Origin of the sequence: Pseudomonas sp. Larv2_ips, from assembly GCF_963879675.1 — a bacterium.
Taxonomy (GTDB): Bacteria; Pseudomonadota; Gammaproteobacteria; order Pseudomonadales; family Pseudomonadaceae; genus Aquipseudomonas.
In genome coordinates this window covers 1-14,022 of record NZ_CAWOAW010000010.1, presented here as the reverse complement: position 1 = coordinate 14,022, position 14,022 = coordinate 1, and the positions used below count along the sequence as shown (strand labels likewise).

General features: G+C 62.5%; 12 protein-coding genes and 1 pseudogene. 3 read left to right on the top strand and 10 right to left on the bottom strand.

The genetic code is table 11. The features are described 5' to 3' along the window. Window positions 1-13 precede the first annotated feature (13 nt). From AACV02_RS30825 to AACV02_RS03840, 3 genes and pseudogenes are all read right to left on the bottom strand, one after another. Window positions 14-238: pseudogene (locus tag AACV02_RS30825) on the bottom strand (HAMP domain-containing protein); the annotation flags it as partial. Between the two features lie 996 nt (window positions 239-1,234). Further along, window positions 1,235-2,647: an aminotransferase-like domain-containing protein gene (locus AACV02_RS03845; RefSeq protein WP_119735535.1), complete on the bottom strand. Its 1,413-nt coding sequence runs from the start codon at window positions 2,645-2,647 to the stop codon at window positions 1,235-1,237. A 203-nt stretch (window positions 2,648-2,850) separates the two neighbouring features. Further along, on the bottom strand, window positions 2,851-3,612 hold the full coding sequence (locus AACV02_RS03840; protein WP_119735534.1) for an SDR family oxidoreductase: 762 nt from the start codon (window positions 3,610-3,612) through the stop codon (window positions 2,851-2,853). Between the two features lie 228 nt (window positions 3,613-3,840). On the opposite strand from AACV02_RS03840, the gene AACV02_RS03835 reads away from it, so the two are divergent. After that, on the top strand, window positions 3,841-4,848 hold the full coding sequence (locus tag AACV02_RS03835) for an NADP-dependent oxidoreductase (protein ID WP_119735533.1): 1,008 nt from the start codon (window positions 3,841-3,843) through the stop codon (window positions 4,846-4,848). Window positions 4,849-4,968: 120 nt separating this feature from the next. Here the strand turns inward: AACV02_RS03835 and pyrF are convergent, their stop codons facing one another. Then, window positions 4,969-5,667 carry an orotidine-5'-phosphate decarboxylase gene (gene pyrF, locus AACV02_RS03830; RefSeq protein ID WP_017734306.1) on the bottom strand — a complete coding sequence of 233 codons (699 nt, stop codon included), beginning with the start codon at window positions 5,665-5,667 and terminating at the stop codon, window positions 4,969-4,971. A gap of 261 nt (window positions 5,668-5,928) precedes the next feature. On the opposite strand from pyrF, the gene AACV02_RS03825 reads away from it, so the two are divergent. Both AACV02_RS03825 and AACV02_RS03820 read left to right on the top strand, forming a co-directional pair. Continuing rightward, window positions 5,929-6,693, top strand: coding sequence for a response regulator (locus AACV02_RS03825; protein WP_119735532.1), 765 nt, complete (start codon window positions 5,929-5,931; stop codon window positions 6,691-6,693). Continuing rightward, window positions 6,693-7,727 (top strand): sensor histidine kinase, encoded by a 1,035-nt coding sequence (locus AACV02_RS03820; protein ID WP_119735531.1) that lies wholly within the window; start codon window positions 6,693-6,695, stop codon window positions 7,725-7,727. The genes AACV02_RS03825 and AACV02_RS03820 overlap by 1 nt, the downstream gene beginning before the upstream one ends. Here AACV02_RS03820 and AACV02_RS03815 read toward each other — a convergent pair. From AACV02_RS03815 to AACV02_RS03790, 6 genes are all read right to left on the bottom strand, one after another. After that, window positions 7,724-8,785 carry an AI-2E family transporter gene (locus AACV02_RS03815; protein WP_119735530.1) on the bottom strand — a complete coding sequence of 354 codons (1,062 nt, stop codon included), beginning with the start codon at window positions 8,783-8,785 and terminating at the stop codon, window positions 7,724-7,726. The two genes, AACV02_RS03820 and AACV02_RS03815, sit on opposite strands and share 4 nt — an antisense overlap. A gap of 73 nt (window positions 8,786-8,858) precedes the next feature. Further along, entirely contained in the window at window positions 8,859-9,677 is an 819-nt protein-coding gene (locus AACV02_RS03810; protein ID WP_119735529.1) for a DUF4892 domain-containing protein, read from the bottom strand. 102 nt (window positions 9,678-9,779) lie between these two features. Continuing rightward, window positions 9,780-10,634, bottom strand: coding sequence for an alpha/beta hydrolase (locus AACV02_RS03805; protein ID WP_119735528.1), 855 nt, complete (start codon window positions 10,632-10,634; stop codon window positions 9,780-9,782). Then, the gene (locus tag AACV02_RS03800) at window positions 10,631-11,434 is read right to left on the bottom strand and encodes an alpha/beta fold hydrolase (RefSeq protein WP_119735527.1); all 804 of its coding nucleotides are present in this window, start codon (window positions 11,432-11,434) and stop codon (window positions 10,631-10,633) included. Before AACV02_RS03800 ends, AACV02_RS03805 begins: the two co-directional genes overlap by 4 nt. Window positions 11,435-11,531: 97 nt before the next feature. Further along, the gene (locus AACV02_RS03795) at window positions 11,532-11,975 is read right to left on the bottom strand and encodes a hotdog fold thioesterase (RefSeq protein ID WP_106580684.1); all 444 of its coding nucleotides are present in this window, start codon (window positions 11,973-11,975) and stop codon (window positions 11,532-11,534) included. Window positions 11,976-12,005: 30 nt separating this feature from the next. Further along, window positions 12,006-13,655, bottom strand: a complete 1,650-nt coding sequence (locus AACV02_RS03790) for an AMP-binding protein (RefSeq protein WP_119735526.1) — start codon at window positions 13,653-13,655, stop codon at window positions 12,006-12,008. Window positions 13,656-14,022 lie beyond the last annotated feature (367 nt).

Genomic DNA, 14,022 nt, shown 5'->3' with positions numbered 1-14,022 from the left:
TCAGGCCGCTGCCCATTTGCTGCATCGCCTGCATCAACTGGCCGATTTCATCGCGGCGGCTGACTTCCATCCGCCCGCTCAGGTCGCCGGACGCAATCTGCTGGGCCACGGCGATCACAGTGCGCAGCGGCGCCACGATCAACCGGGTGATCACCCACGCCGCGATCAAGCCCACCAGCAGCGCGAGGGCCGAGGAACCGATGATCAACACCGCGCTTTTCTTCAATTGCGCCTGCATGGACTGGTCTTCGGCGTCGTACGCCTGGTTGACCCGGCTGACCACTTGGTCGGCGCGGTCATGCAACTGCTTGTAGACGATTTTTTCCTGGGCCAGCAGCCCGGTGTACTCGCCGAGTTTTTCGCTGAATGCCGCGATATGCCCGGAGACTTCATTGAGCACGGTCTGGTAACCCGCATCCTTGACCGAGGTTTTCAGCTGTTCGACTTGCGCCAGGGCCTGATCGGCCTGTTCGATCTTGCCTTGATCGGCGTTGTCGGCATCGGCCTTGCGGCTCTGATCCAGGCGCACGCGCGCTTCATTCATGGCTTGCAACATCAACCGCGAGACCTGGCTGACCTGCCCGGCCTGCTCGATAAACTCGGCGCCATCCTTACCCTGGCTTTCTTTCAGGCCGTAGGCGCCATCGTCGGCCAGGCCGGCCTGCAACACATCGAGGTTATTGGCCACACTGGACACCGACCAACTGGCCATTTCCAGCGCCAGGTCCTTGGTCTGGGTCAGTTCGACAAACTCGTCGAATGCCTTGCGATACGCCGCCAACGCCTGCTCGACATCGCTCATCACCGGCACATTCGTGGCTGACCGGGCCTTGAGGCTGGCGGCCATCGCCGCCAGTGCATCGACACTTTCATGCAGGGCATCGACAGACTTGGGGTCGGTGTGCAGCGCGTAGTCCTGCTCGATCAAACGCACCTTGAGCAAACCGCTGTTGAGCGATGACATGGCCTTGAGGCCTTCAAAACGCTGGCCAACGGTTTGCAGGGACCACACGCCAATGGCCGCCACCAGCGCCGTCAACAGCAGCACCAGGGCGAAACCCAAGCCCAGTTTCTTCGCCATACCAAGGTTGGCGAAACGTCGTTGCACGCCTGAAATCATTGCACTTGAATCCTCTTGCAACGGCAGATGCCATCGAGCCTGGTTTCCATGCAGCGAGATTCGCAACGACGAGCCAACGGCACAAGACGTTGGCGCCACAATAATGGCAAAAAGCTACATGCCCGTCGTTTTCAGAATGGTCGAGGTCGATCTGGCAGGCCCCATGGCACGGAACAACGCCAGCGCCCGCTGATCAGCAGCATAGGCCACGTTGATGCGCAGCCAGTCGCTGTGCTCACCCTTGGGATTGAACAGCGCCCCCGGCGACAACAACACACCGAGCCGTCGGGCACAGGCCTGCAACCGTGAATGATCGCCCCTGCCGGGCCGGGCCCACACAAACATGCCCCCGGCGGGCACGGCGAACACCTCCCACTCCTCATCCTCCAGCACCTGCAGGGTTGCGGCCATTTGTGTGTTCAAGCGCTTGCGCAGGCGCTGCACCCACTTACGGTAGGTGCCATTGGCCAGCAGCGTGGCCAGCACCGCCTCGGCAAACCGCGAAGTGCCGATGCCTGTCAGCATTTTGAGCGTCACCATGGGCGCAATAATCGCCGCGCTGGCGCTGAGGTACCCCACACGCAAGGCACTGCTGAGGGTCTTGGAGAAACTCGAAATATAGATCACCCGACCGTCATGGGGCAGCGCCGACAGCCGTGTGCAACTGGCGTGCTGCAAGTCGCCGTAGACGTCTTCTTCGACAATCAGGAAGTTCTCGCTGCTCGCCAATTGCAGCAGGCGCTCGGCCACGGCACGGCACAGGCTGGTGCCGGTCGGGTTGTGATACAGGCAGTTGATGAACAGGCATTTGGGCCGATGGCTTTTCAGCAGCGTCTCCAACACCGGGATATCCGGGCCACCCAGCGTGCGCGGGACGTGCAGCAGCTTGACGCCATGGCGCTCCAACTGACGGTAGAGGTTGGCATACCCGGGCGTCTCGACCACCACCGTATCGCCGGCCTTGAGCAACGTCCGTATGAGCAGGTCTTGTGCATGGCTGGCGCCATGGGTGGTGAGAATGCAGTCGAGACTGCTGGGCACTTTCATCTGCGTCAGGCGCTTGAGCAGTTGCTCACGCAGTACAGGCAACCCCAGCGGCGTGCTGTAGCTGAACAGCCCGGCGGTGTCGGTGCGGCTGACCTCGCGTATGGCGTAACAAATATCATCGCTTTCGCGCCAGGCGTCCGGCAGCCAGCCGCAGCCCAGTTTCAACTCGCCCAACGGGCCATCGACGTAGGCGCCCCAGCCCAGCTCGGCGCCTTCATACCAGTGGCTTTCAAGGGAAACCGGCGGTTGGGCCACTACAAACCCCGAGCCCTGTTTTGCCACCAACACCCCCTGCGCCACCATTCGCTCAAAGGCTTCGATGACGCTGGATTGACTGAGCAGGTTGTCGAGGGCCAATTGCCGGATGGACGGCAAGCGCGTGCCCGGGCTTGCCCCGCTCGTGCGAATCCATTGCGCCACCGCGCTGACGATTTGCTGCACCACCGGTACAAGGGCCTGTCGATCGATGCCTAAATCCATGAGCCCCTCACTTCAACTGTCTGTTATTCAACCCCAAACAGTTAAGCACAGAAGCCGGGTTCGACCTGCCGCCGAAATTTATTAAAGTATTGATTTTATTGAATTATTTACCTACTGATACACATTCTGACGAGGCCTTGTGCCAGCCCTGGAAACGCCCCACAGCGCCCCTCGCCTTTTCGAATATGCAGTGGCGCCGAGTCCTAGATCGCCGTCGCGCCACCGTCCACCGCCAACGCCTGGCCCGTGGTGAACGCGGCACCGTCGCTGCACAGGTACAGCACCGCACTGGCGATTTCCTCGACTTTGCCGATGCGCCCGACCGGGTGCATGGCCGCGGCAAACTCTGCCTTGCGCGGGTCGGCTTCATAGGCACGCCGGAACATGTCGGTGTCGATCACCGCTGGGCACACCGCATTCACGCGGATTTTCTTTTTCGCGTACTCAATGGCCGCCGATTTGGTCAAGCCGATCACGGCATGTTTGGACGCCGCATAAATGCTCATCTTCGGCGCCGCCCCCAACCCCGCCACCGAGGCGGTGTTAACGATCGCACCGCCGCCTTGGGCCAGCAGCAGCGGCAACTGGTGCTTCATGCACAGCCACACGCCCTTGACGTTAACGCCCATGATCGCGTCGAACTCATCCAGGCTGCCGTCGGCCAGCTTGCCCTTCTCGATCTCGATCCCGGCATTGTTGAAGGCGTAGTCCAGCCGACCATAGGCGGCGACGGTCTGCGCCATCAACTGCTGCACGTCCGCTTCCAGCGTGACGTTGCAGCGCACGAACAACACCTCGCCGCCCGCCTGTTGAATCAGCGCGACGGTGCTCTCGCCGCCCGCCACGTCCAGGTCGGCAACCACCACTTTCAAGCCTTCGGCGGCAAATGCCAGCGCGGTGGCGCGGCCAATACCGGCGGCGGCGCCGGTGACCAGGGCGACCTGGCCGGAAAACGTCATGCTCATGGGGATGTCCTGTGGGGAAAATAGCCGTGGGCCGAGTCTAGCCAACCGCAGGACGGGTGCGTCAGCACTATCAGAAGGCCGGTTGGCTGTGTATGAATCGCAGTGATAAGGCCTCCCATCTCACTATCAGCCAGGCCTATCGGCGGGCATTCGCGCTTCTCGGACAACCTTGCTCTCAGGCCGTTAGGGGTCTATCACTTGGGGTTCACTTCTAAAGAGTCCTTTGCCATGACTGCCCAGACCAACCGCCAGTTCCTGCTCGCCAAACGCCCGGTCGGCGCGGCGACACGGGAGACCTTCACCTATCAGGAAGTGCCGGTGGGCACGCCAGGGGATGGGCAAGTGCTGGTGCACAACGAATACCTGTCCCTGGACCCGGCCATGCGTGGCTGGATGAACGAGGGCAAGTCTTACATTCCGCCCGTCGGCATAGGTGAAGTGATGCGCGCACTGGGTGTGGGCAAGGTGATTGCGTCGAACAACCCGAAATTTGCAGTGGGTGATTACGTCAATGGCGCGCTGGGCGTGCAGGATTACTTCCTCGGCGAACCGCGCGGCTTCTATAAGGTGGACCCCGAACTCGCGCCGCTGCCGCGCTACCTGTCCGCGCTCGGCATGACGGGCATGACCGCCTACTTCGCCCTGCTCGAAACGGGAACGCCCAAGGCCGGCGAAACCGTGGTGATCTCCGGCGCCGCCGGTGCGGTGGGCAGCATTGCCGGGCAAATTGCCAAGATCAAAGGCTGCCGCGTGGTCGGCATCGCCGGCGGCGCCGACAAGTGCAAATTCCTCGTGGATGAATTGGCCTTCGACGCAGCCATCGACTACAAAAGCGAAGACGTGCCAGCCGCCCTCAAGCGCGAATGCCCTAAAGGCGTGGATGTGTATTTCGATAACGTCGGCGGCGACATCCTCGACGCGGTGCTCAGCCGCCTCGCGTTAAAGGCGCGGGTGGTGATTTGTGGTGCCATCAGCCAGTACAACAATAAAGAAGCCGTGAAAGGCCCCGCCAACTACTTATCGTTGCTGGTCAATCGCGCGCGGATGGAAGGCTTTGTGGTGATGGACCATGCGGCGAACTTTGCCGCAGCCGGGCAGGAAATGGCCGGCTGGATGGCGCACGGCAAGCTCAAGAGCAAGGAGGATATTGTCGAGGGGCTGGAGACGTTCCCGGAAACGCTGATGAAGCTGTTCAACGGCGAAAACTTCGGGAAGTTGATTCTAAAAGTTAACTGACCACGGTGGATCGAAATGTGGGAGCGGGCTTGCTCGCGAATGCGGAGTGTCAGTCACCGGATGTGTGTCTGATACCGCTTTCGCGAGCAAGCCCGCTCCCACATTTTAGCTCAGCGATATTCAGGCGATTTCGGCGACAACAGCGGCCAACGCCTTCGCCGGATCGGCCGCCTGGCTGATCGGGCGACCGATCACCAGGTAGTCCGAGCCCGCGTCCAAGGCCTGACGCGGCGTCAGAATACGGCGCTGGTCATCCTGGGCACTGCCCGCCGGGCGAATGCCCGGGGTGACCAGTTGCAGCGATGGGTGAGCGGTCTTCAAGGCCTGGGCCTCCAGCGCCGAGCACACCAGGCCATCAAGACCAGCCTTCTGCGCCAGCGCCGCCAGGCGCAATACCTGCTCCTGAGGTTCGATATCCAGGCCGATGCCGGCCAGGTCCTCGCGCTCCATGCTGGTCAGCACGGTCACACCAATCAGCAGCGGTTTCGGGCCGCTGCGCTGTTCCAGCACTTCACGGCAGGCAGTCATCATGCGCAGGCCGCCGGAGCAGTGCACATTGACCATCCACACGCCCATCTCAGCCGCGGCCTTGACTGCCATGGCGGTGGTGTTGGGGATGTCATGGAATTTCAAATCGAGGAACACTTCGAAGCCTTTGTCACGCAGGGTGCCGACAATTTCGGCGGCGCAACTGGTGAACAGTTCCTTGCCGACCTTGACCCGGCAAAGCTTGGGGTCCAACTGGTCAGCCAGCTTCAGTGCGGCGTCACGAGTGGGGTAATCCAGGGCGACGATGATAGGAGTCTGGCAGACGGACATTGGAATGGGCTCTCAGGCAAGTCGAAATCGGCGCGGATTGTAGCGCAAGCGGCGCCGTTGCGGGATCCGATGATCGGTAAAATACTGATCGAGCGCCCGTGACCCGGCATTTGGAGCAATTGTGTCAAGGCCGATACATTCACGACATGCCCTCAACACGCACCGCGTCTAGCCTCGCGCACATGACCGCCCGTCCAGCACTTCCAGCCATGGAGCTGGGCGCCTATGCTGACAGCAACAACCCAGGCAGATGATCGCACTATGCATACCCCTACCGTCTCTGTAAACGAAGAGCAAAAAGGCGCGGTGATCGCCGAAGACAAGCGCTGGAACACCCGTGCGCTGATCGTCGATGACGATCTACCGATTCGTGAACTGCTGATCGACTACCTGGCGCGCTTCAATATTCTCGCCGTCGGCGTCAACGACGGCACCGCCATGCGCACGGCCATGCAAGCCGAAACCTTTGATGTGGTGGTACTCGACCTGATGCTGCCGGGCGAAGACGGCCTGTCACTGTGCCGTTGGCTGCGCACCGAATCGGACATCCCGATCCTGATGCTCACCGCGCGCTGCGAACCCACCGACCGCATTATCGGCCTGGAACTGGGCGCCGATGACTACATGTCCAAACCCTTCGAACCGCGCGAGCTGGTGGCACGCATCCAGACCATCCTGCGCCGGGTACGCGATGACCGTACCGAGCAGCGCGCCAACATCCGTTTCGACAACTGGCGCCTCAACAGCGTACTGCGCCAGCTGGTGGCCGACGACGGCCTTGTGGTGCCGCTGTCCAACGCCGAGTTTCGTCTGCTGTGGGTGTTTATCGAACGCCCGCGTCGCGTGCTGAGCCGTGAACAATTGCTCGATGCCGCGCGTGGCCGCTCAATCGAGGCGTTTGATCGCAGCATCGACTTGCTGGTCTCGCGCCTGCGCCAGAAACTGGGCGATGACCCCAAGGCACCGCAGTTGATCAAGACTGTCCGCGGCGAAGGCTACCTGTTTGACGCGCGGGATATCGGCTGATGCGCGCCACCTTCAATACGCTGTTCGGCAGGCTGTTCGGCGTATTGCTGGTGGCCATTGTGCTGGCCCACGTGCTGGCGTTCTTTTGGTTTCACCACTACGGCCCGCCACCGCCGCCGCCTCAGGAAACCTTTGTCGAGCAGCCGGATGGAACAATGAAGCCGCTGCCCAAGCACCATCGCTCCTGGTTCGGCGGCCCGGTGGTGCCACTGACGTTTCAATTTATCTCGCTGATCATTGCCGCCTGGTATGGCGCCAAACTGCTGAGCCGGCCGATCCAGCGCCTGAGCGCAGCCGCCGAACGCTTGAGCCTCGACCTCGACAGCCCGCCACTTAACGAGTCCGGGCCTCGCGAGGCGCGGCAGGCTGCATCGACCTTCAACCTGATGCAAAAACGCATTCGCGAGCAAGTCAGCCAGCGTGCACGCATGCTCGGCGCCGTTTCTCACGACCTGCGCACCCCACTGTCACGCCTTAAACTGCGCCTGGAGCAGATCGAAGACACCAAGTTGCAAGGTCAGATGCGCCAGGACCTGGACGACATGATCGGCATGCTCGACTCCACCCTGAGTTACTTGCACGAGCAGCGCACCAGCGAAACCCGGCACTGGCTCGACGTGCAGGCGCTGGTCGAATCCCTCAGCGAAAACGCCCAGGATCAAGGCTCCGATGTGCAGTTCGCGGGCAATTGCGCGCCCTTGCAGGTGCAGCCGATGGCACTGCGCTCGTGCCTCAACAACCTGATCGACAATGCCTTGCGTTATGCCGGTACGGCGCGGGTGGAGCTGAGCGACAGCCGGGAAGCCTTGATCATCCGTGTGATCGACCACGGGCCGGGGATTGCCGCGGATAAACGCGAGGCCGTATTCGAACCGTTCTTTCGCCTGGAAGGCTCACGCAACCGCAACTCCGGCGGCGTCGGCCTGGGCATGACGATTTCCAAGGAAGCGGTGGAACGCCTCGGCGGCAGCCTGAGCCTGGAGGAAACCCCAGGCGGCGGCCTGACCGCCGTGATGTGGTTGCCGAGGGCTTAAAGGGGTTTGTCTTCGCGACGCACTTGCGCCTGGGTCGCGCTCCAATCCGTCAGCAGACTGTAGGCCACCGCCAGCAAGGTCGGGCCGATAAACAAACCGATAAAGCCAAAGGCGATCAACCCGCCAAACACGCCCAGCAGCACAATCACCAGCGGCAGGTTGCCGCCGCGGCTGATCAGGTACGGCTTGAGCACGTTGTCGACGCCACTGATGATGAACGTGCCCCACACACCGAGAAATACCGCATAGGTGTAATCGCCCTTCCAGGCCAGCCAGGCCGTGGCCGGGATCCATATCAGCGGCGGCCCCATGGGGATCAGGCTGAGCAGGAAGGTAACGATGCCCAGTACCAACGCGCCCGGCACACCGGCGATCAGGAAACCGATCAGCGCCAGCAGGGCCTGAGCGGCGGCGGTACCGATTACGCCGTTGACCACGCGTTGCACGGTGCCGGCCACCAACTCGATGTAGTAACCGGCACGGTCGCCAATCAAGCGTTCCAGCAGACGATGCACGAACGTCGCCAGGCGCGGCCCGTCGCGGTAGAAGAAAAACACGAACACCAGGCTCAGGGTCAGTTCGAGAATACCGCCACCGATCTGCGCGCTGCGCGCCAGCAACCAGTTGCCGACCTGGCCCAGGTACGGCTTGATGCTGACCATCAACGCTGCGCCCTGCTGGTCGATGCTGTCCCAGGTCGCCACCAGGCGCTCGCCGACAAAGGGGATCGAGCCCAGCCAGGTCGGCGCGGCAGGCAGGCCGTCAACCTGGATATCCTTGATCAGGCTCACGGCGTCGCGCACATGGTCGGCCAGGTTGAACCCCAGCCACACCAGTGGCACCGCCACCAGCAACATCCAGCCCAGGGTCAGAATGCCCGCCGCCAGGGATTCCCGGCCGCCCAGCCAGCGGGTCAGCAAACGCATCAGCGGCCAGCTGGCAAACGCCAGCACCGCGCCCCAGAACAGCGCCGACCAGAACGGCGCCATCACCCAGAAGCTGGCACCAAACAACACCAGCAGCAGGATTTGCACCAGTAGGCGATCGTTATTGAGCATCGGGTATCTCGAGAATAAGGCTGTAGGAAGAGAGCTTAGGCGAACGGCGCGGGTCCGTTCGCCCTGTTGCGGGTCAGCGTATCAGATGCAGGTGCAAACCCTTAGCGTCACCGGTGCCGGTTTCCACGCGCGCGGCGCGTACGCCGCTGTCGATCAGGCCCTGGCGCCAGGCTTCGGCGGTCGGCCCGGTCAAGCTGACGCGCAAGGTGGCGTCGAGGTTCAAGCCACGGGAAATCAGAGTCAGCCAGGTGGCGTCGGGCTCGGCGCCCAACGCCGGGAAGTCCAGTTCGCCGGTGCTTTTCAACTCACGCAGCAAGGTGGCCGAGGTAGGCAGCAAGTCCCCCAGCGGCGCGCTGGCATCGAGCTGTTCAACATGCAAATAGGCGCGACGGTTGCCGCGCGTGATGCCGTACAGCGCTACCAGAGAATTGTCCTGCGGCGCCGCCAGACGCAGCAGCAGGTATTCCTGCTGCCCATCGGCGCCGACCAGTTTGGCGTTGCCGAACACTTCGTTGGCCCACAGGCTGCTTTCGCCGCAATCGCGAGCCTGACACCAGAACAACAGCTGCGCGCCCTTGGCCTGCAACGCTTCGCGCGTCGCGGTAAATGCGGCACTGGAAGTGTGCTCGGCGGGCAGCTCATAGGTGATGGCGGTGGTCTGGCCACGCGCTGTGGCTTGGCCTTCGTAACGCAGTTGGCCGCTGATCTTGCGGATCGCGCCCATCGGGTAGATGCGTTCCTTTTCTTCAGCGGGGCGGTAATCGACGATTTGCGCATCGGCCTGACGGGCCACGGCCGGTAAATCCTGGCTTCCCGGCAGGTCCGCGGCGAACACCAAGGGGCTGAAACAGCACAGCCCGAGGGCACGGATACATCCTTTGCGCAGGCTCATCGGATCGGTAAGCCCTGGCCATTGGAGGTCGCAGCAGTGTTCATAGCGTTCATGGTTGACTCCCTTTCAATCCGCCCAGCCTCGGCAGTTGCCCGCGTCAAGTCAAGGCGCTTGGAAGAACCGATTGAAACAGTCTGCAACAAGGAGCGCGCCGGGCTCATCATTAAGGTGTAAATGATGGCCGCCGGGCAGCGTGTTCACCGTAAAAGGTAGCTGAGAAAGCAATTCTGTATGTTTCGCCAGCATGCCGTCAGCCGCGACCACCAACTGTGTAGGGCAACCCACGCGTCGCACGAAAGCCATCGCCTGCTCATCGGTCAGGCGCATCGGCGAGGCGAGCGTCAGGCGACTGTCCGTACGCCAGGTGTAACCTCCCGGCACCGGCATCAAACCGCGCTGGGCCAACAGCTCGGCGGCTTCGCGACTGACCGCCACCACGCCTTTCATGCGTGCTTCCACGGCGCGATCCAGCGAGGTGTAGACCGGTTTGCGCTTCTCTTGCAGGTTCAGTTGCGCCTGCAGCGCCATGCCCAACCGCTCGGCGGCGCTCTCGCCCGCGGCGGTGGGCGGGACCACGCCGTCGATCAACCCCAGGTGCGTGACACGCTCCGGCAACGCGCCGGCCAACACCAGCGAGACGATGGCGCCGAGGGAGTGGCCAAGTAATGCAAAACGTTTCCAGCCCAGCTGTTCGGCGACTTGCAGTACATCAAAGACGTAATCCCACAGGGCATAACCGGCGCCGACAGGACGGTGCGCCGAATGCCCATGACCGGCCATGTCCAACGCGACGATACGCAAACCGTGCAGCTTCGGCGCCAGCCGCGCAAAGCTGTTGGCGTTGTCCAGCCAGCCATGCAGGGCGATCACCGGCAAACCGTCTTCGGGACCAAACAGATGCGCCGCCAACTCGATGTGCGGCAGGCTCAGGCGGACTTCTTCGACGGGCATGCTCATGCGCAACTGCGCTCGCGGGCTGCCCAGCGGGAAAACAGGTTCTTGATCAAGGTCGCGGTGTCCTGCGGGCGTTCGAGGGGAAACATATGGCCGCCGGGCATGGTGAGCATTTCGCCCATCGGCAGGCGGTCGACGCCGCTGGCATGGTGGCGCATCACCACGCGGCTTTGGCGGCCGCGCACCACCGCCAACGGCACCTTCAGCTGACGAACCTGGCCAGGGCTGGTGTGAGGCACGCCGCGGTAGATGCTGATTTCAGTGGCCGGATCAAAGCGCAGACGCAGGCGGTCGCCCACCTGTTGCAAGCCATGTTGCAGGTACGCGTCAAAGCATTCCGGATCGAACCCGCGAAACAGCGTCTTGCCGGCAAAGTAGCTGCGCGCCGCCTCCAGGTCGGTAAATTCTTCACGGCGGCCCAGCGTACGCCCGGCCGGCGTCAGGCGGTCGATAAAGCCGAAACGCTTGGCGGCACGGATCACCCAGCGGTCAGCGCGGGTCAGTACCGGCGAATCGAGCATCACCACGCCGCGGTACAGCTGCGGACAGCGCATGGCCGCGTGCAAATGCAACACGCCGCCCAGGGAATGGCCCACACCCCACACCGGTTCCGGCTGCAACTGCAGATGGTGGATCAACTCGTCCACCAGGTTCTGCCAGTTGTCGTCCACCGGAAACATGGGGTCGTGACCGTGTTGCGGCAGGTGAGCCACGGCATATTCCGGGGCCAGGGCGGCAAACAACTTGCCGTAAGTGGCCGAAGGGAAGCCATTGGCGTGGGCAAAAAACACGTGCTGCGACATACCGGATCCATCTGCAAAAACAGAAGTTGATTGTCACCATGCCCGGCCGTTACAGCAATGACTGTAACCGCCAGGAATGATGACACTCACGCCACGCCTATCGCGCCGGCGGGTTCTCGCCCAGCGGTACCACGGCCATGGTCAGGCGCGACACGCAGCTGGCTTTGCCCTCATCGCTGGTCAAGCGAATGTCCCACACTTGAGTGGTCCGGCCGATATGGATCGCCCGGGCCACCGCCGTGACGCGCCCGCTGCGCACGCCGCGCAGGTGGTTGGCATTGACCTCCAGGCCCACGCAATAAAACTTGCTGGCATCGATACACAGGTAAGCCGCCATGGACCCGACGCTTTCAGCCAGCACCACCGACGCACCGCCGTGCAGCAGGCCGTAGGGTTGATGGGTGCGGTGGTCGACCACCATGCTGGCGGTCAGGGACTCGTCGTCGAAGCTTTCGAAGCGGATGTCCAGCAGCTCACCGATGGTGTTTTTCTGGATCGCGTTGAGTTGCTCGATATTCGGTTGGGTGCGCCACAAGCTCATGAAGTTGTCCTTATTAGTTTTATTACGACCTTAATCCTGCCACACAATGGCTTCGTTGCGCGCGCTCCAAACCGCAAGCTCGGCACCGTAGGTCGACTCGATCACCGTGCGTTTGATCTTCAGGGTCGGCGTGAGAAAGCCGTTTTCCACCGCCCAACTGTCTTTCACCACCACCAGCTGGCGCAAGCGTTCATGTTTATCCAGTGCCTGGTTGACCTGTTCCAGCCAGCGTTCGAGGCTGCTGCCCAGGACGTGTCGGTCCTGAGGCCCGGCGGACAACACGCACAGGCCGATCGGCGCAGTCAGGCCATCGCCCACCACACACACTTGCTCAATGCGTGCATGTTCGGCCAGGCGGTTTTCAATCGGTGCCGGGGCCACGTATTTGCCCTTGCTGGTCTTGAAGATTTCCTTGAGCCGCCCGGTCAGGCGCAGGCGGCCGTCGGCATCCTGCTCGCCTTTGTCGCCGGTACGCAGGAAGCCATCATCGGTCAGGGTCTCGGCGGTTTTCTGCGGGTCCTTGAAGTAGCCGAGCATGGTCGCGCCGCTGCGCACCTGCACCTCGCCCGACGTGTCGATGCGCACTTCAACGCCAGGGCATGGCAGGCCGATCCAGCCGAGCGTCTGCTGGCAGGGCCGACACACATGGGAATAGCCACAGCTTTCGGTCATGCCATACACCTCCAGCACATCCAGCCCCAGGCGCTGATACCAACGCAGCAATGCTTCGGGCACGGGCGCCGCCCCGGACAACGCAATGCGCAGGGCATCCAGGCCCAACCCTGCAAGAACCTTATGGCCGACGCGCCTGCCGATAAATGGCACGCGCAGCAGGCTGTCGAGGCGCTTTTGCGGGATCTTGCTGTAGACGCCCATCTGGAACTTGGTCCAGATTCGCGGCACGCCGAACAGCGCCGTCGGTCTCGCCCGCTGTAAATCGACCAAAAAGGTATCGAGGCTTTCGGCGAAAAACACGGTTTGCCCGGTGTAGATCGAGGCCAGTTCCACGAACATGCGCTCGGCCACATGGCACAGCGGCAGGTAAGACAGCAGCCGATCGCCCTCCCCCAGGCCAAATAGCTCAGTGCCGCGGGTGGCCGCGAAGCCCAAGGCGCCGAAGGTCTGCATCACGCCCTTGGGCAAGCCGGTGGTGCCGGAGGTGTAGACGATGGTGGCCAGGCTTGAGGCGCCAGGTTCGGGATTGTCCTGGATCGGCGAGCAGGCTTGCAGGTCGGCCCAGCGGTAATCGAAGTCGCCGACCGGGCACAGGGGCAGGCTGATGGTCGGCAGCCCGGCGGGGATACCCGGCGCCATCGCAGGCCAGTCGTCCAGCTTGCCGATCAATACCAGCGCCGCCTCGGAATGGGTCAGCACATGGGCAACGGAGTCGGCGGTGAGGTTGGGGTACAGCGGCACCGAGACATGCCCGGCCATCCAGATCGCGAGGTCGGCGATGATCCAGTGCGCGCAGTTTTTTGAGATCAGCGCGATGTGCGAGCCTTGCGGCAGCTCGCGGGCACGCAGCCAATGCGCGGCGCAACGGGCCTGGTGGGCGACCTCGCCCCAGGTGAGGGTCTGCACCTCGCCGGCGCCGGTGGGTTGCACCAGAAAGGGTTTGCGCGGGTGTCGCGCTTCACGTTCGAAGAAGGCCTGCAACGGCAAACGAAAAGCGACGGGCATGGGACGCGCTCCTTTGTGATCCGACCATAGCCAACCAAGCACTTGCTTGGTTGACTGTATAGCACACACTTGGCGGTGATTAATTTTAGGGGGCTCGGGGTTTTTGCATGTTTTTTTTGGGGGGGTTATGGGGGGGCTGGGGGGGCTGGGGGCATATCCGTTGGTTGGGTGATGGCCGCTTTGGGTTCCGCCCTTACGGCGGGTCACTTTGGAAAAGCCCCAAAGTAACCAAAGGGCTCTTGCCCCACCACTCGGCACCTCGCTTAGGCTCGGTGTGCCCTCACTCCGTCTTGAATCCGTGGGCCGCCGTGACGGGCCATCCATGGCCCAACACGGCTAACCCGGCGTCCTGCCGGGTTACCCACGG